Origin of the sequence: Acuticoccus mangrovi, from assembly GCF_016411865.1 — a bacterium.
In the GTDB taxonomy this organism is placed as follows: Bacteria; Pseudomonadota; Alphaproteobacteria; order Rhizobiales; family Amorphaceae; genus Acuticoccus; species Acuticoccus mangrovi.
In genome coordinates this window covers 56774-79195 of record NZ_JAEKJA010000011.1, presented here as the reverse complement: position 1 = coordinate 79195, position 22422 = coordinate 56774, and the positions used below count along the sequence as shown (strand labels likewise).

Annotated in this window: 17 protein-coding genes; 9 read left to right on the top strand and 8 right to left on the bottom strand. The window is 71.1% G+C overall.

Annotated features, from left to right (window positions below; genetic code table 11):
- Positions 1 to 18: 18 nt before the first annotated feature.
- From pstA to JCR33_RS14160, 4 genes are all read right to left on the bottom strand, one after another.
- Positions 19 to 1392, bottom strand: coding sequence for a phosphate ABC transporter permease PstA (gene pstA / locus JCR33_RS14175; RefSeq protein WP_198882751.1), 1374 nt, complete (start codon positions 1390 to 1392; stop codon positions 19 to 21).
- Positions 1393 to 1396: 4 nt separating this feature from the next.
- Entirely contained in the window at positions 1397 to 2770 is a 1374-nt protein-coding gene (pstC, locus tag JCR33_RS14170) for a phosphate ABC transporter permease subunit PstC (RefSeq protein WP_332461193.1), read from the bottom strand.
- A 140-nt stretch (positions 2771 to 2910) separates the two neighbouring features.
- The gene (locus JCR33_RS14165) at positions 2911 to 3948 is read right to left on the bottom strand and encodes a PstS family phosphate ABC transporter substrate-binding protein (protein ID WP_332461192.1); all 1038 of its coding nucleotides are present in this window, start codon (positions 3946 to 3948) and stop codon (positions 2911 to 2913) included.
- Between the two features lie 171 nt (positions 3949 to 4119).
- Positions 4120 to 5352, bottom strand: a complete 1233-nt coding sequence (locus tag JCR33_RS14160; RefSeq protein WP_211110305.1) for an ATP-binding protein — start codon at positions 5350 to 5352, stop codon at positions 4120 to 4122.
- A 137-nt stretch (positions 5353 to 5489) separates the two neighbouring features.
- On the opposite strand from JCR33_RS14160, the gene msrP reads away from it, so the two are divergent.
- From msrP to JCR33_RS14115, 9 genes are all read left to right on the top strand, one after another.
- The gene (gene msrP / locus JCR33_RS14155) at positions 5490 to 6494 is read left to right on the top strand and encodes a protein-methionine-sulfoxide reductase catalytic subunit MsrP (protein WP_198882750.1); all 1005 of its coding nucleotides are present in this window, start codon (positions 5490 to 5492) and stop codon (positions 6492 to 6494) included.
- A gap of 170 nt (positions 6495 to 6664) precedes the next feature.
- Positions 6665 to 8893 (top strand): sensor histidine kinase, encoded by a 2229-nt coding sequence (locus JCR33_RS14150; RefSeq protein WP_198882749.1) that lies wholly within the window; start codon positions 6665 to 6667, stop codon positions 8891 to 8893.
- Positions 8890 to 10317, top strand: coding sequence for a tRNA (adenosine(37)-N6)-threonylcarbamoyltransferase complex ATPase subunit type 1 TsaE (gene tsaE / locus JCR33_RS14145; RefSeq protein WP_198882748.1), 1428 nt, complete (start codon positions 8890 to 8892; stop codon positions 10315 to 10317). The genes JCR33_RS14150 and tsaE overlap by 4 nt, the downstream gene beginning before the upstream one ends.
- Complete coding sequence (locus tag JCR33_RS14140) at positions 10314 to 11036, top strand: nucleotidyltransferase family protein (RefSeq protein ID WP_232372574.1); 723 nt, start codon at positions 10314 to 10316, stop codon at positions 11034 to 11036. The genes tsaE and JCR33_RS14140 overlap by 4 nt, the downstream gene beginning before the upstream one ends.
- Entirely contained in the window at positions 11033 to 13975 is a 2943-nt protein-coding gene (locus JCR33_RS14135) for a PD-(D/E)XK nuclease family protein (protein WP_198882747.1), read from the top strand. Before JCR33_RS14140 ends, JCR33_RS14135 begins: the two co-directional genes overlap by 4 nt.
- The gene (gene addA, locus JCR33_RS14130) at positions 13960 to 17361 is read left to right on the top strand and encodes a double-strand break repair helicase AddA (protein WP_198882746.1); all 3402 of its coding nucleotides are present in this window, start codon (positions 13960 to 13962) and stop codon (positions 17359 to 17361) included. The genes JCR33_RS14135 and addA overlap by 16 nt, the downstream gene beginning before the upstream one ends.
- Positions 17362 to 17420: 59 nt before the next feature.
- The gene (trxA, locus tag JCR33_RS14125) at positions 17421 to 17741 is read left to right on the top strand and encodes a thioredoxin TrxA (protein ID WP_198882745.1); all 321 of its coding nucleotides are present in this window, start codon (positions 17421 to 17423) and stop codon (positions 17739 to 17741) included.
- Positions 17742 to 17755: 14 nt separating this feature from the next.
- Positions 17756 to 18424, top strand: a complete 669-nt coding sequence (gene grpE / locus JCR33_RS14120) for a nucleotide exchange factor GrpE (RefSeq protein WP_198882744.1) — start codon at positions 17756 to 17758, stop codon at positions 18422 to 18424.
- Positions 18425 to 18546: 122 nt separating this feature from the next.
- Positions 18547 to 19689 carry a capsular polysaccharide export protein, LipB/KpsS family gene (locus tag JCR33_RS14115; RefSeq protein WP_198882743.1) on the top strand — a complete coding sequence of 381 codons (1143 nt, stop codon included), beginning with the start codon at positions 18547 to 18549 and terminating at the stop codon, positions 19687 to 19689.
- Positions 19690 to 19711: 22 nt separating this feature from the next.
- Here the strand turns inward: JCR33_RS14115 and JCR33_RS14110 are convergent, their stop codons facing one another.
- The 4 genes from JCR33_RS14110 to JCR33_RS14095 form a co-directional block, all read right to left on the bottom strand.
- A complete protein-coding gene (locus JCR33_RS14110; protein WP_198882742.1) occupies positions 19712 to 20167 on the bottom strand; it encodes a molybdenum cofactor biosynthesis protein MoaE in 456 nt (151 codons plus the stop codon).
- Positions 20164 to 20415, bottom strand: coding sequence for a molybdopterin converting factor subunit 1 (gene moaD, locus JCR33_RS14105; RefSeq protein ID WP_198882741.1), 252 nt, complete (start codon positions 20413 to 20415; stop codon positions 20164 to 20166). Before moaD ends, JCR33_RS14110 begins: the two co-directional genes overlap by 4 nt.
- Complete coding sequence (gene pgsA / locus JCR33_RS14100) at positions 20412 to 21038, bottom strand: CDP-diacylglycerol--glycerol-3-phosphate 3-phosphatidyltransferase (RefSeq protein ID WP_198882740.1); 627 nt, start codon at positions 21036 to 21038, stop codon at positions 20412 to 20414. The genes moaD and pgsA overlap by 4 nt, the downstream gene beginning before the upstream one ends.
- A gap of 226 nt (positions 21039 to 21264) precedes the next feature.
- On the bottom strand, positions 21265 to 22131 hold the full coding sequence (locus tag JCR33_RS14095; RefSeq protein ID WP_198882739.1) for a flagellin N-terminal helical domain-containing protein: 867 nt from the start codon (positions 22129 to 22131) through the stop codon (positions 21265 to 21267).
- Positions 22132 to 22422 lie beyond the last annotated feature (291 nt).

The following is a 22422-nucleotide window of genomic DNA, read 5'->3' as shown; positions in this document are numbered from 1 at the left end:
TAGTCCTTCTCGTCTCGTCTACCAGCGGCGCTCGAAGCGATTGCGCAAGAATATGGCGAGGGCATTGAGGGTGATCATCACCGCCAGGAGCACGATGATGGCGGCGGAGGTGCGCGCCTCGAAGAAGTTGCGCAGCTCGTTGCCCTGCCACAGATAGATCTGCACCGGCAGGGCCGAGGATTGCTCCATCGGCGTCGACGGCACGGAGGCGACGAACGCGTTCATGCCGATGAGCAGGAGCGGCGCCGTTTCGCCGAGCGCCTGGGCGACGCCGATGATGGCGCCGGTCAGCATGCCCGGCACGGCGAGCGGCAGGGTGTGGTGGAACATCGCCTGCATCGGCGAGGCGCCGACGCCGAGCGCGGCCTGGCGGATCGACGGCGGCACCGCCCGCAGCGAGGCGCGCGAGGCGATGATGACGGTGGGCAGCGTCATCAGCGAGAGCACCAGGCCGCCGACGATCGGCGCCGACAGCGGCAGCCCCAGGAAGTTGATGAACACCGCCGCGCCGAGCAGACCGAACACGATGGAGGGCACCGCCGCGAGGTTGTTGATGTTGACCTCGATGAGATCGGTCAAGCGGTTCTTCGGGGCGAACTCCTCGAGATAGATCGCCGCCATCACGCCGATCGGCACCGCGACCACGAGGACGATCAGCATCATCATCACGGAGCCGACGATGGCGCCGAGGAGGCCGGCGGTCGCGGGGGAGGAGCGGGAGTCCACGTTGGTGAAGAGGGCCGTCGAGAATGCCATCGAGATGACGCCGCGCTGGTAGAGCTCGTCCGACCACTCCTGCTGCAGCTTGGAGAGCTGCTGCATGTGCTGGGGCAGGGTGCGGTCGATGTTGCCCTTCAGCCAGACGTCGACGTTGGCGGCGGCGACCAGCGACACCGCCTGCGTGGTGCCGACGATCGAGGGATCGGCCTCCACCATGTCGCGCAGCTTGATGCGCTCGCCGCTCGCGATCATGCCGGCGGCGTCGCGGGCGTTGTCGGCGGCGGCGGGCAGCACCTTCGCGAGCGAGGCCTGGATCACCTTGTTCCAGTTGACGAAGGCGAGACGGCGCCGCCAGCTCAACAGCGCCTGCTCGTATTCGGCGACCGACTGGCTGGCCTGCAGCACCGGCCGCTCCGGGATGTTGATGATCTCGGGGTCGAAGTCGACCTCGAGCGTCATCGTCGCCTGGGTGAAGGCGGGGACGCCCTTGATCAGGATCGACCCGAACAGGACGCCCACGAGGGCGATGCCCACGAGGATCGCGCCGAGGCCGGTGAAGCGGAAGATCGCTTCGTTGCGATGGCGCCGGGCGAGGTTCTGCTCGACGACGTCGCGATTGGAGCGCGGCGACGGCGCGCCTGCGAGCGCGGGGGTTTCAGCGGTGCTGGCCATCGGACTACTCGTATTGCTCGCGGTATTTCTTGACGATGTAGATCGCCACCACGTTGAGGCAGAGGGTGATGACGAAGAGGGTGAGGCCCAGCGCGAAGGCGACGAGCGATTGCGGGCTCGCGAAGTCGGTGTCGCCGGTGAGCTGGTTCACGATGGTGACCGTGACGGTGGAGACCGCCTCGAACGGGTTGGCGGTCAGCACCGGGCTGTTGCCGGCGGCGAGCACCACGATCATGGTCTCGCCCACCGCGCGGCTGACGGCGAGGAGGAACGCGCCGACGATGCCGGGCAGCGCCGCGGGCAGGATGACCTTGCGGATCGTCTCCGAGCGCGTCGCGCCGAGGCCGTAGGAGCCGTCGCGCATCGTCTGCGGCACCTGGCTGATGATGTCGTCCGACAGCGAGGAGACGAAGGGGATGATCATGATCCCCATCACGATGCCGGCGGTGAAGGCGCTGGTCGCCTGCACGTCGAGCCCCAGCGCCGCGCCGATGCCGGAGAAGAATGGACCCACCGTGACGAGAGCGAAGAAGCCGTAGACGATGGTGGGGATGCCGGCGAGCACTTCGAGGAGCGGCTTGGAGATGAAGCGGAACTTCGCCCCGGCATATTCGGACAGGTAGATTGCCGCCATCAGCCCCACCGGCACCGCGACGAGCATCGCGATGATGGTGATCATGATCGTGCCCCACAGGAGCGGCAGGAGGCCGAAGTCGCCCTGCCCGCCCGATCCGGTGGAGGAGAAGCGCGGGTTCCAGACGGTGCCGAAGAAGAAGTCGATCGGGTTGACGAAGGTGAAGAAGCGCAGCGCCTCCGACAGCACCGACAGGACGATGCCGACCGTGGTGAGGATGGCGATCGCCGAGCAGGTGATGAGCAGCGCCTTGATGGCCCACTCCACCCGGTTGCGGGCGCGATATTCCGGCCCGATGCGGCTGCGGGCGAACAGCGTGCCGAGCACGCCCACCACGGCGACGAGAGCGACGATGGCGAGGTTGGCGGTCCAGCGCAGCGAGGTCAGCGCGCGGGCGGCCTGGCGCTCGTAGTCCGGCACGTCGCCGAGCGCGCCGAAGCCGGAGGCGAGGTTCTGGATGCGGCTCATGGCGCTCACCCGAGCCTGCGGATCGCCCGCGACGTCGGCCGGGAGGTAGGACAGGATCATGCTGTTGATGATCGTCGGCGCGAAGAGGCTGTAGAGGACGTACACCACCGCGGCGGGAATGGCGCACCACAGGACGAGGAGAAGGCCGTAATAGACCGGGCGGGAGTGCATCTTCACGCCCGCGGAGCGAGCGACGGATCGGCTGGTCGAGGCGCCCCATTGGTAGACGAGGCTGAGCACGATCAGGATGACGGCGATGACGATCAGCGTATTCACGGGTGGCTATCCACCTTCGCTTGGCGGGGGAGGGGAGCAGCGTCGAGGCGCGCGCCGGCGGGCGGCCGGAGCGAAACGGCCCGCCGCCCCAGGGGACGGCGAGCCGCGGACGGGCGCAGCGAGGCGCCGAGCGGGGTCGATCAGTCGGCCGTGACCGGCGTCTTCGCCTGGATCTTCTCCATCTGAGCCGCACGCTCGTCGTCGGACAGCGGGATCAGGCCCATCGCCTCGAGCTGCGAGCCGGCGCCCGACACCTGGTCGGACACGAAGTACATCGCGTAGTCCTCAAGACCCGGGATGACGCCCATGTGCTCGCCCTTCACGTAGAAGAACAGCGGACGCGACACGGGATATTCGCCCGACGCGATGGTCTCCAGCGAGGGCTCGATGCCGTCGATGGTGGCAACCTGCAGGCGGTCGCGGTTCTGGTCGTAGAAGGAGAGACCAAACACGCCGACGGCGTTCGGCTGGGCGTCGAGACGGCCAAGGGTCTCGGTGTAGTCGCCGGCGACCTCGATCACGCGGCCGTCCTGGCGGAAGGAGAGGCAGGTCTCTTCGGCGGCGTCGCCAAGGGCTTCGATCTCGTCGAAGGACTCGCAGCCGGGCAGGACGACCTTCTCTTCGAACACTTCACGGGTGCCGTGGTTGGTGCCCGGGATCACGAGGGTGATCTCCTGGTCCGGAAGCGAGCCGTCGATCTCGTTCCAGTTGGTGTAGGGGTTGTCGACGAGCTCGCCGTCCTGCGGGACCTTCGCGGCGATCGCCTCGAAGATCTGCGCGGGGGTCAGCTCGAAGTGGCCGGTCGAGGCGTCGGAGGCGAAGACAATACCGTCATAGCCGACGCGCACTTCGATGATGGTGTTCACGCCGGCTTCGGCGCAAGCGGTGATCTCCTTCGCGCGGATCGGGCGCGAAGCGTTGGCGATGTCGATGGTGTTCTCGCCGACGCCCTGGCAGAACTGGCGCAGGCCGCCCGACGAACCGCCCGAGCCGACGACCGGGGTCTTATACTCCGGGAACGTGTTGCCGAACTCTTCGGCCACGACGCTCGCGAACGGCAGGACGGTCGACGAGCCGGCGATCTGGATGGTGTCGCGCGACTGGGCGGAGGCGTTGGTGGCCATGAGCGCGCCAGCGGCGGCCAGCGCGGCGACGCTCGCGATGGTGTTGAGCTTCACGGAGGAACTCCCCTCGGTTGGGATCAGATTTCACTGCATGCGGTGACGCCGGAGACTTCGTCCGTGCCGCTTGCCGACCCATCCACTATGGGGGCTGTTCGAACCTATCGTGTCACTTCAGTGAACTTTCCATGACGTATTAAGTAATTGAAAATAAATGGAAAAATATCGTCATCCAACTTTCGCCTTGGTGGATGACAGGGGAAGTCTGACGGAAAAGGTCGATCCGGCCCCCAATTCGGAGCGGACGGTGAGGCGACCACGGTGTCGCGCGACGATGTGCTTGACGATGGCAAGGCCCAGTCCGGTGCCCTGCCGGGCTCGCGATTCCTCGACGTCGACGCGGTAGAAACGCTCGGTCAGGCGTGGCACGTGCTCCGGGGCGATGCCGCGGCCGAAGTCCTGCACGGCGATGACGGCGGTGTCGTCCGCCTCGCCGCGCCGTGCGCTGACGTGCACGCGGCCCCCGCCGCCGCCATATTTGATGGCGTTCTCGATGAGGTTGTCGACGAGCTGCACGAGCTCGTCGGAATCGCCGCGCACCATCAGCGGCTCCTCGTCGATCGCGAGTTCGAGCGCCACGCCGTGCTCGTCGGCCATCGAGCGCATCATCTCCACGGCGTAGCGGGCGGTCTCGGCGAGGTCGACCGACTCGGTGGGGCGCACGTGGGCGCGCATCTCGATGCGCGACAGCGACAGGAGCGCGTCGGTGAGGCGCTTCATCCGGTCCGCCTGCTCGCGCATGATGGCGAGGAACTGTTCGCGCGCCTTGGGGTCGTCGCGGGCCGGGCCCTGCAGTGTCTCGATGAAGCCGGTGAGCGCGGCGAGCGGCGTTCGCAGCTCGTGGCTGGCGTTGGCGACGAAGTCCTCGCGCATGCGCTCCAGCCGCTTCTGCTCGGAGAGGTCGCGCACGAAGACGGCGATGGCGTTGTGCCGCCCGACCGGCCCGCCGGTGAGGCTGAAGGGGGAGATGAAGGCCTCGAACCAGCGGCTCGTCGGCACCTTCTCCGACCAGCGGGCCCGCTCGGTGAAGCCGGAGCGGCTCGCGATCTCCACCGCCCGGATCAGCTCCGGCACGCGCAGCGCGAAGGAGAAGGGCGTGCCGGCGGTGAACTGGCCGAACTGGTCGTTGGCGGCACGGTTCGCCCACAAGATGGTGCCGTCGCCGGCGAGCACGATGCAGGCGTCCGGCGAGGCGTCGAGGATCGCCTGGGTGTCGGCCGACACGGCCTCGGCCGTCTCCATCTCCTCCGCGCGGACCGGCCCGGCCACGACGAGCACCGCGGCGAGCGCCAGCGAGGCGAGGATCACCGAGGACACCATCGTGCCGACGACGAGAAAGAGGCCGACCATGACGCACAGGAGAACGGCCGGTACAGCGCGACGAGCGCTTATTGTTTTCATTTGACCACTCAACGCGCTACCGGGTCGGTCATGTGTCTGCCTCGGATGACGTCCTTCTAACGCAAGCTTGACTTGAGGATACCACCCGCACCGATACCTTGGCGACGGAGTGCGAAGATCGTGTGAAGGGGTGGGTCATGTTCATTCGTTCCAAACCTCGCTGGGCCCTCGACGAGCGGAACGTCACGCCCGAGCCGTTGTTTCGGCAGCGCCGTGCGCTGATCAAGGCGGCCGGCCTCGGCATGATCGGTGCCGCGGCTGCCGCGGGGCCGGCCCATGCCAACTTCTTCGACCGTCTGCTCGGCGGCGGCGGGCCGGAGCCCGATGCGGAGGTGGACCCGACCGCCGACCTCTACCCCGTGCCGCGCAACGATGCCTATACGCCGATGCGTCCGATCACCAAGGAAGAGCTGGTGACGACGTACAACAATTTCTACGAGTTCGGCTCGCACAAACGCATCTTCAATGCGGCGCAGGCGCTCGAGATCCGGCCGTGGAGCGTGACCTTCGACGGCATGGTGGAGGAGGAGAGGACCGTCGACATCGACACCCTCATCCGCGCCATGCCGCTCGAGGAGCGCGTCTATCGCCATCGCTGCGTGGAGGCGTGGTCGATGGTGGTGCCCTGGTCCGGCTTCCCGATGGCGGCGCTGGTGGACTACGCCAAGCCCACGTCCGGGGCGCGCTATGTGCGCATGGAGACGTTCGAGGATCCGGACGTCGCCACCGGTCAGCGCCAGACCTGGTATCCGTGGCCCTACGTCGAGGGGGTGACGATCGAGGAGGCCACCAACCCGCTCGCCTTCCTCGTGACCGGAGCCTACGGCAAGCCCGTCGAGGAGCAGAACGGCGCCCCGCTGCGCCTCGCTCTGCCGTGGAAATATGGGTTCAAGTCCATCAAGTCGCTGGTGCGCTTCACCTTCACCGACGAGCGGCCGAGCTCCTTCTGGATGGACGTCGCCGGCAACGAGTACGGCTTCTGGGCCAACGTGAACCCCGAGGTGCCGCACAAGCGCTGGAGCCAGGCGATGGAGCGCCCCCTCGGCACCGACGAGGAGATCCCGACGCTGCTCTTCAACGGCTACGCCGAGGAGGTGGCGGGTCTCTATACGGACCTCGCGTCCGAAGACCTCTATTTCTGATCGCTGCGGCGGGCGCCGCTCGGCGCCGCGATGGGGCGGCAGTGTTGGGCATCCCGTCCCATCCGCCCGTTTCGCCGCGTCGCGCGAACGGCTATCCTTGAGGCTGATTCGGGCGACGGGGTGACGCCGATGGCTGCGAGCGTCGAGCGCCGCGGGACGGAGACAGCAGGATGCTAGCGGCTTGGGCCGTTACGGCCGCGGTGAGCGCCGTCGCCGCGGGCGTGGTCGCCCGCGCGGGCCAGTGCGTGCGCGAGCGGCGCCGCGCCGAAGCGCGGGCGATGGCCGCCGAGACCGAGGCCGCCCTCGCCGCGCTGGCGCTCGAGCGAGGCGCCGTCGGCGCGCTGCGGGTGATGGGCGACGGCACTCTCCTTGCCTGCGGCGAGGTGCCCGAGGAGGTGCGTCGCGCGGTGACGGCGGGCGACGGCGTTCTCGGCCGCGCCGTCCGCACGCTGCTCGACGAGGGCATCCCCTTCCGCCACGCCCTCACCGGGGCGAGCGCCGTCGCCGGCTCGCTGGAGGGCGGCCACCCGACCCTTCTCGTGTCGCGCTGGCTGGCAGGCGCGGCGGACAGCGGCCTGACCGGCCGCCTTGAGGCGCTGCTCGCACGCGCGCCGCATCCGGCCTGGATCGCCACCGACGCCGGCGAGCGGGTGTGGGCCAATCCGGCCTATAGCCGCATGGTGGGCGGCGCCGAGGAGGCCGCCGCCGGCGAGGCGCTGCTCGACGCCAACGCCGAGGGACAGCTGTCGGCCACCCTCGCCGACGGTCTCGCGCGCGAGCGCGTCTCCACCGTGGTCGCCGGCGAGCGGCGCCTGTTCGACGTCACCGCCGACAAGCGCGACGGGACGCTCGCCGCCCTCGCCGTCGACGTGACCGAGGCGAACCAGGCCCTCGTCGCCCAGACGCGGGCGCTCGAAAGCCACGCCGCGACCTTCGACCGCCTCGCCACCGCGGTGGCGATCTACGGCCCCGACCAGCGCCTCACCTTCCATAACGCCGCCTTTCAGACGCTGTGGGGACTGCCGGCCGCCTTCCTGGAGCAGGCGCCGCCGGAGGAGCGGGTGCTCGACCGGCTGCGGGCGGACCGGCGCCTTCCCGAGACCGCCGACTTCAAGGCCTGGAAGCGTGATCAGCTCAAGGGCTACGAGACGCGCGAGGGGTTCGAGCGCTGGTGGCACCTTCCCGACGGGCAGACGCTGCGGGTGATCGCCAATCCGGGCTCCGACGGCGGCGTCACCTACATCTACGAGAACGTCACCGAGCAGCTCGCGCTGGAGCGCCGCTACAACGCCCTGTCGCGGGTGCAGGCGGAGACCATCGACAATCTCGGCGAGGGCATCGCGAGCTTCGGGCCGGACGGGTTGCTGCGCCTCGCCAATCCCGCCTTCTGGTCGCTGACGGGGGTGCCGGCGGCGGAGGTGGGCGACCACGTGCGCGCCATCGCCGACCTCGCCTCCGACGAGGATCGCCCGGCTTGGGCAGCGTTGGTGGAGCGCGTGACCGGCCTCACCGACCACCGCACCGCCGCCAAGGGGCGGCTGGAGCGCCGCGACGGGCGGGTGCTCGACTACGCCTTCTCGCCGCTACCCGACGGCTCCACCCTCGCCACCTTCGCCGACGTCACCGACAGCGTGAACGTCGCCCGCGCCCTGGTGGAGCGCAACAACGCGCTGGTGGAGGCGGACCGCCTCAAGAACGCCTTCATCGAGCACGTCTCCTACGAGCTGCGCTCGCCGCTCAACACCATCATCGGCTTCACCCAGCTCCTGACGCGGGCGGAGACCGGCGACCTCACCGACCGCCAGCGCGAATATGCCAACTACATCTCCACCTCCTCCGAGGCGCTGCTCGTGATCATCGACGGCATTCTCGACCTTGCGACCATCGATGCCGGCATCATGGAGCTCGCCATCGCCCCGGTGGACGTGCGGGCGGCGGTGCGGCAGGTGCTCGACGGGCTGAAGGACCGCGTCGCCGAAGCGGCGCTCGACATCCGCATCGAGATCGACGACGACGCCCGCACCTTCGAGGGCGACGCTCAGCGGGTGCGGCAGATCCTCTTCAACCTCCTGTCCAACGCCGTCTCCCATTCGCCGCCGGGCGGATGCATCACCATCGCCGCGCGACGCGACCGCGGCTTCGTCGCCGTGTCGGTGCGCGACCGGGGGCCCGGGATCGCCGAGGAGAAGGCGGAGGCCGTGTTCGAGCGCTTCCACACCACCGGCGCCGGCGGGCGGCGCGGCGGCGTGGGGCTGGGGCTCGCGCTCGTCAAGAGCTTCGTGGAGCTGCACGGCGGGACGGTGTCGGTGGCGCCGGTGGAGGGGCCGGGGGCGGAGCTCGTGGTGCGCTTCCCCCTGTCGGCCTCGGGTGAGGCGCCTGCGGTCAAGGACGCCGCGTGAGCGCCATCACCCGGTTCATCATCGACGAAGCGGCGATGGCCGCCTTCGGTGCCGATCTCGCCCGCGTCCTGACGCCGGGCCTGCGGATCGCCCTCGTCGGCGACCTCGGCGCCGGCAAGACCACCCTCGTGCGGGCGGTCCTGCGCACCCTTGCCGAGGATCCCGACCTCGAGGTGCCGAGCCCCACCTTCACCATCGTGCAGGACTATGCGCTGCGGCTGCCGGTGCGCCACGTCGACCTCTACCGGGTCGCGGACGACGCCGAGCTCGACGAGCTTGGCCTCGGCGACGGCGAGACGGTGGAGCTCGTCGAGTGGCCGCGCGAGCCGCTGCCCGTCACCATCCGCATCGACATCGGCGAGAACGAGACGCGCGGCCTCACCATCGAGGCGCCGGACGGCGTGCTCGACGCCCTCGCCCGGCAGGAGGCGATCCGCGCCTTCCTCGACGGCGCCGACTGGGGGCGGGCGCGTCGCCTCACCCTCAAGGCCGACGCCTCCACCCGTCGCTACGAGCGGCTCCGCCGCGACGGCGAGCGCGCCGTCTTGATGGACGCGCCGTGCTTCACCCCGGCGCCCGATTCCTACAGCGTCCGTGCCCGCCTCGCCGACGGCAACATGGGGGCCTTCCTCGCGGTCGGCGCGCTGCTCGCCGAGCGCGGTCTCACCGTTCCGGCGGTCAAGGCGGCCGACCCGGAGAAGGGCTTCCTGCTCCTCGAGGATCTCGGCGACGAGAAGGTCGCCGTCGACGGCACACCCGTCGTGGAGCGCTATATCGCCGCGGCGGAGGCGCTCGCCCGCTTCCACGCCGCGCCGGCGCCCGCCACCCTCGGGCCGCCCGCCTACGCCCCGCCTCGCTTCGATGCAGACCTTGCGGCCATCGAGGTGGCGCTGTTCCCGCAATGGTATCAGCGCGCTCCCGTCGACCCGGATTTCGTCGGCCTGTGGCGCGGTGCGATCGACGCGATGTGGCGGGGCGACGATCATCTCGCCCTGCGCGACTATCACTCGCCCAATCTTCTGTGGCTTCCAGAACGCGGCGGCATCGCTAGAGTGGGGGTGATCGACTATCAGGACGCCATGATCGCTCCCACCGCCTACGATGTGGTCTCGCTCGCGCAGGACGCCCGCGTCGACGTGCCCGACGCGCTGGAGGCGGAGATCTGCGCCCGCTATCTGGCGCTGCGGCCGGACGTCGACGCCGCGCGGTGGTGGACCACCTACCACACGCTCGGCGCGGAACGGGCGACGCGCATCCTCGGCGTCTTCCGCCGCCTCAACGACCGCGATGGCAAGCCCCAATATCTGCCCCATCTGCCGCGGCTGAAGCGGGCGCTCGCCCGCCACCTCGCGGCCGAGCCGAGGCTGGCGCCGATCCGCGACTGGTTCGCCGCGCACACCACGATCCTCCAGGAGGCCGGATGACCGGTATCGGACAGACGGCGATGGTGTTCGCCGCCGGGCGGGGCAAGCGCATGCGCCCGCTCACCGCGACGACGCCCAAGCCGCTCATCGAGGTGGCGGGCAAGGCGCTGATCGACCACGTGTTCGACCGCTTGGAGGCCGCCGGCGTCACCCGCTTCGTCGTCAACGTGCACTATCTCGCCGACCTCATCGAGGTGCATGCGCGGCGCCGGGCCGGCGACCGCGTGATCATCTCCGACGAGCGGGCCGGGCTGCTCGACACCGGCGGCGGCCTCGTCAAGGCTCAGCCCCATCTCGGCGACACGCCCTTCTTCGTGGCGAACTCCGATACCTTCTGGATCGAGGGCGCCTCGTCGAACCTTGCCCGCATGATGCGCGAGTTCGATCCCGACCGGATGGACGGGCTGCTTCTCCTCGCCTCCACCGTCGCCTCGGTGGGATATGACGGGGCGGGCGACTTCGAGTTCGGCACCGACGGCCGGCTGAAGCGGCGTCGCGAGCGCACCGTGGCGCCGTTCGTCTATGCCGGCTGCGCGATCATGTCGCCGTCGGTGCTCGTCGATCCGCCGAACGGGGCGTTCTCGCTCAACGTGGTGTTCGACCGGCTGCTCGCCGAGGGGCGGCTCTTCGGCACCCGGCTCGACGGGTTGTGGATGCACGTCGGCACGCCGGCGGCGATCGGGGAGGCGGAACGAGCCTTCGTCGCCAGCGCGGCATGAGGGTCTACTCCGTCGACCCCGGCGAGCCGTTCCTCGGAACGCTCGCGGCGCGGGTCGCGGACGGCACCCTGTGGCCGGGAGGGGTGCGGCCGGACGATCCCCTCGCGCTCGCTGACGTGACCATCTATCTGCCGACCCAGCGTGCGGCGCGGGCGCTCGCTGGCGCCTTCCTCGACGTGGCGGGCGGGCCGACCGCGCTGCCCCGCATCCGCGGGCTGGGCGATGCCGAGGACGAGCCGCTCGCCGGCGCCGCCATCATGGGGCTGACCGAGGCGCGGGTGGTGCTCGCGAGCCTCATCCGCAGCTGGGCGGCGGCGCTTGAGCGGGCGCCGCGGGCGGAGGAGGGGGCGCGCGTCCTGGTACCGTCGGCGGGGCCCGACGCGGTGCGCCTCGCCGACGATCTCATCGCCTTGCTCGAACAGGTGGAGACGCAGGAGGCCGACTGGGCCGACCTCCACGGCCTCGTCGAGCGGGCGGACCTCGCCGAGCACTGGCAGATCACCACCGAGTTTCTGGAGATCGCCACCGGGACGTGGCCCGACCACCTCGCCCAGGTCGGCAAAGTGACGGCGGCGACGGCGCGGCGGATGGAGGCGGAGGCCGCCGCGGCGGAGGTGGAGGCGGCGCCCGGGCCGATCATCGTGGCGGGCTCCACCGGGTCGATCCCGGCGACGCGGCGGCTGATCCGCGCCATCGCCGAGAGCCCGATGGGGGTGGTGGTGCTGCCGGGCTTCGACCGCACCGCCGATGGGGCCGCCTGGAGCGCGCTTCAGGAGGCGACCGACGCGCCGGGCCATCCCCAATATGGCATGAAGCAGCTGGTGGATGCGCTGGGCCTCGCGCCGGCTGAGGTGGTGCCGCTCGCCGCCCCCGAGCCCGCCGGGGTGGCGCCCGCCCGCACGCGCCTGATGAGCGCGGCGCTGAAGCCCGCCCCCGCCACTGGCGCCTGGCTCGCCGACCGTGACGCGATCGGCGATCTCGCGGGCGCCCTCGACGGGGTCGCCCTGGTGGAGGCGGCGGACGAGCGGGAGGAGGCGGCCGCCATCGCGCTCGCGATGCGCGAGGCGGTGGCGCTCGGCGAGCGGGTGGCGCTCGTCACGCCGCATCGGCCGCTCGCCCGCCGCGTCAGCCACGCGCTGAAGCGGTGGCAGATCGCCGTCGACGATTCGGGCGGCGACCCGCTCGGCGCGACGCCCGCCGGCATCCTGGCGCGGCTCGTGGCGAGTGTCGCCCTCGGCGGCGGCGCGGCCGAGTGGCTGGCGCTGTTGAAGCACCCCGCCGCAAGCTTCGGCCTCGATGCCGCCGACAAGGCGAAGGGCGTTGCCAAGGTGGAGCGGCTGCTGCGCGGCCCGCGGATCGGCGCGGGCAAGATGCACGGCGCGATGCTCGCCGCGGGCGAGGAGGCGGCCCGGCTCGCCGAGTGGGTGATGCCGGCGCTCGCCCCCCTCGCGCGCCTCGCCGGCCGGGACGCCGGCGTGGGCGAGCTCGCCCGGGCCCACGGCCGTGCCTTCGCGGCGGTCGTGCGTACCCTCGACACCGGCGACGCGGACACCGGCGCCGCCGACATGAGCCGGGCGGATACGGCGGACGCCCGCGCCGTGGCGGACCTCTTCGCCGAGCTCGGCCCGCGTGCCGAGCTCACGATCCCCGCCGGCGACTGGCCGGCGACCTTCGACACGCTGATGCGCGGCATCGTGGTGCGCAGTCCGCCGCGCGACGACGCGGTGCGTATCCTCGGACCCCTCGAGGCGCGCCTTCAGGCCTTCGACCACGCGATCCTCGGCGGCCTCAACGAGGGAACCTGGCCGCAGCTGCCCGACGCCGGCCCCTGGATGTCGCGCGGCATGATGAGCGACTTCGGCATCGATCTGCCGGAGCGGCGCATCGGCCTGTCGGCGCACGACTTCGTGATGGCTGCACACGCGCCGCGGGTGACGCTGACGCGGGCGAAGAAGGCGGCGGGGGAACCCACCGTCGCCTCGCGCTGGTGGCAGCGTCTCACGGCGTTCGCCGGCGAGGGGGCCGACGCCGCCGTGGAGCGCGGCCGGCGCTATCTCGACCTCGCCCGCAGGATCGAGACGCGGCCGCGGGTCGACCCGCCGCGGCGCCCGGCGCCGACGCCGCCGCTCGCGGCGCGGCCGACGGCGCTGCGCGTCACCGAGGTGGCGCGGCTGGTGCGCGATCCCTACGCCGTCTACGCCCGTCGCGTGCTCGGCCTGGAGCCGCTCGACCCTCTGGAGGCCGACCCCACCGCCGGCGACCGGGGCGAGCTGATGCACGCGGTGATGGCCCGCTTCGTCGGTGAGGGCCATCACCGGGGAGGCGACGCGGAGGCGCGCTTCGCCGCCGTCGTCGACGAGCTGCTCGGCACCCTCGACCACGCTCCGGAGGCGCAGGCGCTCTGGGGCGCGCGGCTGAAATTCATCGCCGCCGGGGTGATCGAGGCGGAGCGGGGACGGCCGCCTTCGGTGCATCACGTGGAGGTGCCGGTGAGACACGATATCGCCGGCGGGCTCGAACTCTCGGGCCGCATCGACCGCATGGACATCGGGCCCGACGGGCGGCTCGAGGTCATCGACTACAAGACCGGCCGGGCGCCGACGCGCAAGGAGGTCGCGACCTTCTTCGAGCCCCAGCTCCCGCTCGAGGCGGCGCTGGTGGCGGCGGGCGCCGTGGAGGGGGTGCCCGCCGACATCCCGCTCGCCGCGCTGACCTACGTGGCGCTCGGCGCCGGCCGCGAGCCGGTCGCCTGGCAGCCCGTCGCCGGCGACGATGCGGCCGACCTCGCCGCCGAGACGATGGCGCGGCTCGTGCGGCTCGTCGCCCACTATCGCGACCCGTCGAAGGGCTATCTCAGTCGCGCGCGGCTGCAGTTCGGCGGCACCCTCGACGGCGACTACGACCATTTGGCGCGGGCGGCGGAATGGCAGAACGGCTGATCCCGCCCGAGGCGGACGCCGCCCAGCGCCGGTCGTCGGACCCGGCGGCGAGCGTGTGGGTGTCGGCGAATGCCGGCGCCGGCAAGACCTACGTGCTCGCCCAGCGCGTGGTGCGGCTGCTGCTGTCGGGCGTCGCGCCGCGCACGATCCTGTGCCTCACCTACACCAACGCCGCCGCGGCGGAGATGGCGAGCCGCGTCTACGGCGAGCTCGCCGGCCTCGCCACCATGGCGCCCGCCGCCCTGCGCGCCCGCGTGGCGGTGCTCGCGCCCGGCGCCGATCCGGATGCGGCGGCCGAGCGCGCCCGCACCCTCTTCGCCGAGACGCTGGAGACGCCGGGCGGCCTCAAGGTGCAGACGATCCACGCCTTCGCCGCCGCCCTCCTGCGCCGCTTTCCCTTGGAGGCGAACGTGTCGGGCGCCTTCCAGGTGCTCGACGACGCGACGCGCGAGGAGCTGACCGACAGCGCCATCGCCACCGTGCTCGCCCGCGCCGCCCACGATCCGGCCGGTGGCGTGGCCGGGCTCGTCGACGAGCTGCTGCCGCACGTCTCCGACGCCTCGCTGTCAGCGAGTCTTAGAGCGGTGCTCGCCGAGCACCAGCACCTAAAGGCCTGGGTACTATCCGAGCACCAGCGCCTCATGGACTGGGTGGGGCTCACGCCCGATCGTGATCGCCTCGCCGCCGATCTCGCCGCCGCCCTCGCCGTGCCGCCGGTGGACGAGGCGCCGGCGATCGAGGAGGACTATTGCCGCCGCCTCCACGACGCGGTGCTCGCGAGCGGCAAGATGCGGGACCTCGCCGAGCGGATCGCCGCCGCCCTCGGCTGCCCGGAGGGGCCGCGCCGGGACGGGCTGTGGCGCGACATCTTCTTCACCCAGAAGGGCGAGCCGCGCGGGCTGAAGCGCTTCGCCCCCGCTGCCGTGCGCGGCGACTTTCCCGACCTCGACGAGCGCGTGGCGGCCGAGCAGGAGCGCCTGGAGCGCCTCGCTGAGCGCCACCGCGCCGAGGCCGCCATCGCCGCCACCCTGCCGCTCGTGATGCTCGGCTGGGACGTGCTCGCCGTGCTCGAGGCCGACAAGCGCCGGCGCGGGCTGATCGACTACGACGACCAGATCGAACGGGCGATGCATCTGGTGCGCTCCGGCTCGGCGGCGGCGTGGGTGCGCTTCAAGCTCGACGAGGGCATCGACCACGTGATGGTCGACGAGGCGCAGGACACCTCGCCTCCCCAGTGGGACCTCGTCGGCGCGCTCACCGAGGAGTTCTTCGCCGGGGTGGGAGCGCGGGAAGCTCACCGTACCCTCTTCGTGGTGGGCGACGAGAAGCAGTCGATCTACTCCTTCCAGGGCGCCGCGCCGCGCCTCTTCGCCGAGAAGCGGGCCGCCTACGAGGCCTCCGCCGCCGACATCGATCTCACCTTCCATGCGGTGGAGCTCGCCCACTCGATGCGCTCCGCCCCGCAGGTGCTCGCGGCGGTGGATCGGGTGTTCGCCCGGCCGGAGCTTGCCGCCGCCGTCGGCGCGCCGCCGGGCGGCGTGCGCCACCTTGCGACGCGGCAGGCGGCGGGCGGCGTCGACGTCTGGCCGCTGTTTGCGAGCACGGTGGCGGAGAAGCCCGGCGACTGGGACGCCCCCTTCGACGAGACCGCCGACGAGGACGGCCCCGCCAAGCTGGTGCAGGCCATCGCCGACCAGATCGAGCGCTGGATGGTCGACGGGCCCGACGGCGGGCCGCCGATCCGCCCGGGCGACGTCTTGATCCTCGCCCGCAAGCGCGAGCCCTTCGCCACGCTGATGAACCGCGAACTGAAGCGGCGCGGGATCCCAGCCGCCGGCGCCGACCGGCTCGATGTCACCGAGCATATCGCGGTCAAGGACATGGTCGCCCTCGCCCGCGCGTTGATCTCGCGGGACGACCTGTCGCTCGCCGCGGTGCTGCGGGGCCCTCTGTTCGGCTTTTCCGACGAGGCACTGTTCCGCGTGGCGCACGGCCGGGCGGGCAGCCTCTTCGCCGCGCTGGCGGAGGGCGACGCGGCGGCGCGCGAGGCGCACGCCACCCTGGTGCGCTGGCGGCGGCTCGCGGCCACCGGGCGGCCGTTCGACCTCTTCGCTGGCATCCTCGCCGGCGAGGGGCGGCGCGCCGACTTCGCCGCCCGCATGGGTTCGGAGGCCGAAGATGCGCTCGACGCCTTCCTCGACATCGCGCTCGATTTCGAAAGCCGCGGCATTCCCGCCCTCGAGACCTTTCTGATGCGCCTCGCCAAGACGCGCACCGAGCTGCGCCGCTCCACCGAGGGGAACGGCGACACGGTGCGGGTGATGACGGCGCACGGCTCCAAGGGGCTCGAGGCGCCGGTGGTGTTCCTCGCCGACGTCGGCAGCCGCGCCGTCGCCGGGCGCACCCGGCCCCGCCTCGTGCCGCTCAGGGCCGAAGACGGAGGGGAGGTGCTGCTCTTCGCGCCGACCAGGGACCACAAGCCCATGGTGGTGGCGGCGCGGGAGGAGGCGGCGCGCGCCGCCGAGCAGGCCGAGCACTACCGCCTCCTCTATGTCGGGATGACGCGCGCCGAGCGGCATCTCGTGGTGTGTGGGGCCTACCGCACCCGCACGCCCGAGGCCGGCATGTGGCACGAGATCGTGGGCGAGGCGCTCGCCGGCGACGCGACGCCCTTCGCGCTGCCGGGGCACGCCGAGCCGGCGCTCGCCTTCCGCGAGCCCGCCGGCACGTCGCTCCCCTCCGCCGCCCGCCGCGCGCCGACGCGCCGCCCGGTGCCGGCGCCCGATTGGCTGCGGGCGCCGGCGATCGTGCCGGCCGGGGCGCCGGAGCCGCTCGCCCCCTCCGAGGGCGAGCACGAGACGGCCGAGGGCGAGGCTCTCGCGGCGCGACCGCTGCCGGCCGCCGAGTTCGGCGACGTGCTGCACGCGCTGATGGAGCGCGACGCCGACGCCGCGACGATGGCGGCCCGCGTCGCCGCCCTTCACCCCACGCTCGGCAGCGATGCCGTGGCGGCCATTGTGGCGGAGGCGCGCGCGGTGATGGCGCTGCCCGAGCTTGCGGCGCCCAAGGTGCGGCGCGAGGTGGCGGTGATCGGCGACGTGCGGCTCGCCGGCGGCGCGGTGCGGCGGGCGAGCGGGCGCATCGACCGGCTGCAGATCGACGGGAATCGGGCGCTGATCGTGGACTTCAAGACCGATCGCGTCGTGCCGGCGAGCGCGGCGGAGGTCTCCGCCCCCTACCGTCGGCAGCTCGCCATCTATCGGGCGCTGGTGCGCCGCATCCTGCCCGGTCACCACGTCGAGACGGCGCTGGTGTGGACGGCGGTGCCGCGCTTCATGCGGCTCGACGGAGAATTGCCGGAGGTGTCCGCCGTCGCGGCTGCTTGACGCTCCCCCCGGCGGCTCATACCTGTACGATCGAACCTCCTGACAGACAAAGGTGAGGCATGTCCCCCTCCACCGTGACTGATGCGTCGTTCGACGCCGACGTGATCCAGGCCGACGAGCCGGTGATCGTCGATTTCTGGGCCGAATGGTGCGGCCCCTGCAAGATGATCGCGCCCGCGCTCGAGGAGATCGCGAGCGAGATGGACGGCAAGGTGAAGATCGCCAAGCTGAACGTCGACGAGAATCAGGCGATCGCCATGAAATACGGCGTCCGCTCGATTCCGACGCTCATCATGTTCAAGAATGGTGAGCCGGCAGCGACGCAGGTCGGGGCGGCGCCGAAGGGCAAGCTCCTCGCCTGGATCAATTCGTCCATCTAACCGCAGGGGCGGGCATGGCAGACGACAACAAGCCGAGCGCATCGAAAGACGCGCAAGTTGGGGACACGCTGGTCCCCGACGCGGCGGAGATCATGGGCGAGACGGCGGCTCCGGCCGACGACGCCTCGTCCGAGACGGCGCTTCTCGACCAGCTCGAGGAGCTCCGCCGCGAATATGACGAGATGCGGCAGTCGATGCTGCGCGCTCTCGCGGAGACGGAGAATGTCCGTCGCCGCGCCCAGCGCGACGTGTCGGACGCGCGCCAGTACGCCGTGACGAGCTTCGCGCGCGACCTGCTGAACGTTGCCGACAACTTCAAACGCGCGATGCAGGCTGCCGAGGGGATCGACGACGGTCAGATCCCCGCGGAGCTGAAGGGCGTGTTCGAGGGCGTGACCATGACCGAGCGCGAGCTCGCCTCGGTGATGGAGCGGCACGGCATCACGTCGATCGACCCCGTGGGCCAGCGCTTCGACCCGAACCGCCACCAGGCGATGTTCGAGGTGGAGAACCCGGACGTCGCCCACGGCACCATCGTGCAGGTGGTGCAGACCGGGTCGATGATCGGCGACCGCGTGCTGCGGCCGGCGATGGTGGGCATCGCGAAGGGCGGGCCGAAGGCCAGCGAGGCGCAGAAGGAAGCCGCCGCCGACGACGCCGGGGAGAGCGGAGAGCGCGGCTGACGCGCCCCGCGGCGGTCCTCCTTCTGGAGGGCCCGCTGTCGCCGCTCTATCGCCAGGTCGGCCGCCATCTCGAGGCGGCCGGCGTCGCCGTCCACCGCATCAATCTCTGCCCGGGAGACAGCGTGGCGTGGGGCCTCTCCCGCGCCGTCGCCTATCGCGGGCGGAAGGCGGGCTGGCCGGCCTTCGTCGCCGACTTCATGCCGCGTCACGGCATCGACGCCGTGCTGATGCACTCCGAGCAGCGCCCCTATCACCGCGAGGCCGCGGCGGAGGCACGGCGGCTCGGCGTCGACGTGCTCGTGACCGAGCTCGGCTATCTGCGTCCCGACTGGATGACGTTGGAGCGCTACGGAAACTCCGTCGATTCGCTGGTGCCGACCGATCCCGACACGATCCTCGGGCTGGCGGCCGATCTGCCGCCGGTCGAGACGCCGGTGCGCTATCCGCGTGAGGCGGGTCTCGAGACGGTCGACGACCTCAAGAACAGCCTGCCGAACTTCTTCGCCTGGTTCCTGTACCCCTACTACCGTCAGCACGGGCTCTACCATCCGTTCGTCGCCTACGCGCGCTTTCTGTGGCGCGAGGCGCAGCGCGGCGCGCGCGATCGCGCGGCGACGGCGGTGCGGCGAGAGATCGGCCCGCCCTTCTTCCTGTTCGCGATGCAGACGGATACGGACTTCCAGATTCGCACCAACTCGCAGCTCGCCGACATGGAGGAGGCGCTTCGCCTCACCTTCGCGTCGTTCGCGGCGCATGCTCCGGCGGCCGCGCGGCTCGTCGTGAAGAAGCACCCGGGCGATCTCGGCCCCGTCGACTGGGCGCGCCACGTGCCGCGGCTCGCGCGTGCGGCCGGCATTGCCGAGCGTGTCGCCTTCGCCGACGGTCTCTCGATGAGCGTCTGGTGCGCCGACGCGGCGGGTCTCGTCACGGTCAATTCCAGCGCCGGCCTCGACGGGCTCGCGGCGGGGCTCCCGACGATCTGCCTGTCGCCGGCGATCTACGACGTGCCGGGCCTCACCTTCCAGGGCGACATCGACGCTTTCTGGAGCGCGGCCGACCCGCCCGATGCCGAGCTGTTCGACGCGTTCCTGCGCCTTCTCGCGGCGAGCGTTCAGGTGCGGGGCACGATCTACTCGCGGGCGGGCACCAGGGCGGCGGCGGAGGCGATCGCCCGCCGCATCGTGGACGGCACGGTGGGCGTGCCCGGCGCGACGGACCCGCCGCCACCCCGGCATTCGCGGGCGCGGCGGCTCGGCATCCGCTGAGGTCGCGCGGCCGGCCGGCGGCCTATGCGGCGGCCCAGCGCTCGCGGGCTCGGTCGTCGGCGTCCTTCGCCTCCACCCACGGCCCGGTGGTGCCGTCGAGGAGGTGTTCGCGCTTCCAGAACGGGGCCTCAGTCTTCAGGAAGTCCATCACGAAGCGCACGGCGTCGAAGGCGGCGTCGCGGTGGGCCGAGCGGGCGGCCACGAACACGATCGGCTCGCCCACCCCGACGAGGCCGTGGCGGTGCACGGCGTGGATCGCCTGGACCGGCCAGCGCTCCATCGCCGCTTGCGCGATGCGCGTTATCTCTGCCTCGGCCATGCCGGGATAGTGCTCGAGCTCGAGCCCGGTGAGACGCCCGGCCTCGCCGCGGCAGAGGCCGAGAAAGGTGGCAACGGCGCCGGTGTCGTCGTCGCTGCCGAGGGCCGCGGCCTCGGCGGCGAGGTCGAGCGGATCGCCGCTGATGCGGACCGAGATCATCCGCCCGTCATCGGCGGGAACAGGGCGACCTCGCGGGCGCCGCGGACGGGGGCGGTGTGAAGGGCGTGCTCCTGGTCGATGGCGACGCGGATGAAGGCGTCGCGCTCGAGCGCATAGGCATAGCCTTCGCCGCGCCCCTTGAGCCACACGATCAGGTCGCCGGCGGTGGCGACGTCGTCGGGCAGGGCGATGTCTTCCTCGGCGAGGCCGATGCGCTCGCGAACCCAGGCGAAATACTTGAGTTTCATGGCGTTTCCTTGCGTGCCTCGGGCATGGTCGGCGACGCGGCGCGCGCGTCCGCCGGCATTGGGGCGGCGGGACGGCCGCCGAACGCCGTCCGCGCGCCCCAAGCGTATTGCACGCCTGAGATAATGGTCAACGCGGCCGCGATCCAGAGGAGGGCGAGGCCGCTCCAGAGGGCGATGCGCGGCAGCGGCGTCAGCGGCGCGGCGATCAGCGCGGCGATGGCGACGAGCTGCACCGTGGTCTTCAGCTTGCCGGCCATCGAGGGGGGGATGACGATGCCCTTGGGGCCGAGATGCTCGCGCAGGCCGGAGATCGCGATCTCGCGATAGAGGATCACCGCGGCGGCGATGGCGTGCCAACCGGGGATCAGCCCGGCGGCGACGAGCGTGAGGAGCGTCACCGCGACGAGGAGCTTGTCGGCGATGGAATCGAGCATGCGGCCGAAGTCGGACGTCACCTGGAAGGTGCGGGCGATGTAGCCGTCGAACCAGTCGGTCACCGCGGCGAGCACGAAGATGACGAACGCCGGCCAGAGCTGCGGCCCGAGCGGCGGCACCAGGAGCACGGCGACGACGATGACGGCGAGGCAGCGCAGCACAGTGAGGATGTTGGGTACGATGTGCATACCCGGCACCTATAGCGCGATCGGCGGCCCTGCACAGCGTCGCCGCCGCGCGACGGGCGAGCGGCGGCGATCCGAGGCGAAAAGCCTCGTGCAAGGAAATAGCGCTATGTCATTCCCGTGAAGAGAGGGGCGTTGTCGGGCATGTCGTCGCCTCGGCCGGGTCCCGTGCAGGGGTCCCGGCCTCGGCAAGTCCCAGTAAAGCTGGGCGGGTTAGGGTGAGACCCGATCAGCGGAAGAGAGCGAGAATGCTGCTCGTCTGGTTGTTGGCGATGGCGAGGGCCTCGATGGCGAGCGCCTGCTGCGTCTGAAGCGCCTGGAGGCGGGTCGACTCCGCTTCCATGTCGGCCGAGAGCAGATCGCTGATCGCCTGGCTCTTGGCGTCGATCAGCGCCTGATTGAAGGTCTGCTGGGATTCGACGCGGGTGAGCGATGCCCCAAGCGTGCCCTCCGCGCTCAACAGATTGTCGATGGCCGTGTCGATGACGCCGATGGCAGTGTTCGCCAGCGCCGCGGTGTTGATGCTCGCGACGCTGCCGCCCGTGGCGTAGGCATCGGTGACCGGGTTCAGCTGGCCGGCCGTCGTGGCGTTCACCATGGTCAGGCCGGACGTGGCGATCGACATGGTGGCCGGCGCACCGGAGCCGTTCTCGAGCGCCACCACGAACGACACGCTGGTGGTGGAGGCGCTGTCGAGCGTGAGGAGGTTGGTGCCGTTGAACTCCGAGCCGTTCACGGCGGCGAGGGCGTCGTCGATCAGCGCGCGGGTCTGCGAGTCGATGAGGTCGAAGTCGGCACCGGCGTTGTTGGCGGTGACGAGCACGTCGCGGGCCTCCTGCAGCTTCTCGCGGGCGAGCTCGATGCCGGACACTGCGACGCTCAGATAGCCCGAGGCGTAGTCGAGCGAGGTCTTCACCGCTTCCATGCCGCCGACGTCGGACTGGGCGGTGACGGCGACGGACCAGTAGGTGGCGTTGTCCTTGGCCGAGTTGATGCGGTTGCCGGTGGAGATGCGCTGCGTGGTGGTCTCGAGCTGCTTGTTGATGTTCTGGAGGGTCTGCAGGGCGCTGGTGGCGGCGAGGTTGGAGATCGGCATTGTCGAGATCCTTCGATGATGTACAAAAGGGAAAGGCTAAACATGCCTGCAAGGCCGATGCGTGGGCGTCATGCCGAGGCGACGGTGGCTTTTCTCGGAGCCGTGTGTCAGTGCCGCCTGCATCCAGACACGGAGTTAGCGCCCTCTCTCGCGGCGGCGATGGCGCAAGCGCGTATTTTTCGCTGTGTCTAGTAGAAACCTGCTTTAAATGACGTTCGATTTCTGTCTGGCAGTATTTTGAATACTGTCCGCTAATCGCCGCCCGCACGCGTGCCCGCACGCGCGCGGCCT

Excerpts from the sequence above, each read along its gene's own strand:
- pstA (WP_198882751.1), bottom strand. The coding sequence starts at position 1,392 with ATGGCCAGCACCGCTGAAACCCCCGCGCTCGCAGGCGCGCCGTCGCCG.
- JCR33_RS14160 (WP_211110305.1), bottom strand. The coding sequence starts at position 5,352 with ATGAAAACAATAAGCGCTCGTCGCGCTGTACCGGCCGTTCTCCTGTGC.
- msrP (WP_198882750.1), top strand. The coding sequence starts at position 5,490 with ATGTTCATTCGTTCCAAACCTCGCTGGGCCCTCGACGAGCGGAACGTC.
- JCR33_RS14150 (WP_198882749.1), top strand. The coding sequence starts at position 6,665 with ATGCTAGCGGCTTGGGCCGTTACGGCCGCGGTGAGCGCCGTCGCCGCG.
- JCR33_RS14140 (WP_232372574.1), top strand. The coding sequence starts at position 10,314 with ATGACCGGTATCGGACAGACGGCGATGGTGTTCGCCGCCGGGCGGGGC.
- JCR33_RS14135 (WP_198882747.1), top strand. The coding sequence starts at position 11,033 with ATGAGGGTCTACTCCGTCGACCCCGGCGAGCCGTTCCTCGGAACGCTC.
- addA (WP_198882746.1), top strand. The coding sequence starts at position 13,960 with ATGGCAGAACGGCTGATCCCGCCCGAGGCGGACGCCGCCCAGCGCCGG.
- trxA (WP_198882745.1), top strand. The coding sequence starts at position 17,421 with ATGTCCCCCTCCACCGTGACTGATGCGTCGTTCGACGCCGACGTGATC.
- grpE (WP_198882744.1), top strand. The coding sequence starts at position 17,756 with ATGGCAGACGACAACAAGCCGAGCGCATCGAAAGACGCGCAAGTTGGG.
- JCR33_RS14110 (WP_198882742.1), bottom strand. The coding sequence starts at position 20,167 with ATGATCTCGGTCCGCATCAGCGGCGATCCGCTCGACCTCGCCGCCGAG.
- moaD (WP_198882741.1), bottom strand. The coding sequence starts at position 20,415 with ATGAAACTCAAGTATTTCGCCTGGGTTCGCGAGCGCATCGGCCTCGCC.
- pgsA (WP_198882740.1), bottom strand. The coding sequence starts at position 21,038 with ATGCACATCGTACCCAACATCCTCACTGTGCTGCGCTGCCTCGCCGTC.
- JCR33_RS14095 (WP_198882739.1), bottom strand. The coding sequence starts at position 22,131 with ATGCCGATCTCCAACCTCGCCGCCACCAGCGCCCTGCAGACCCTCCAG.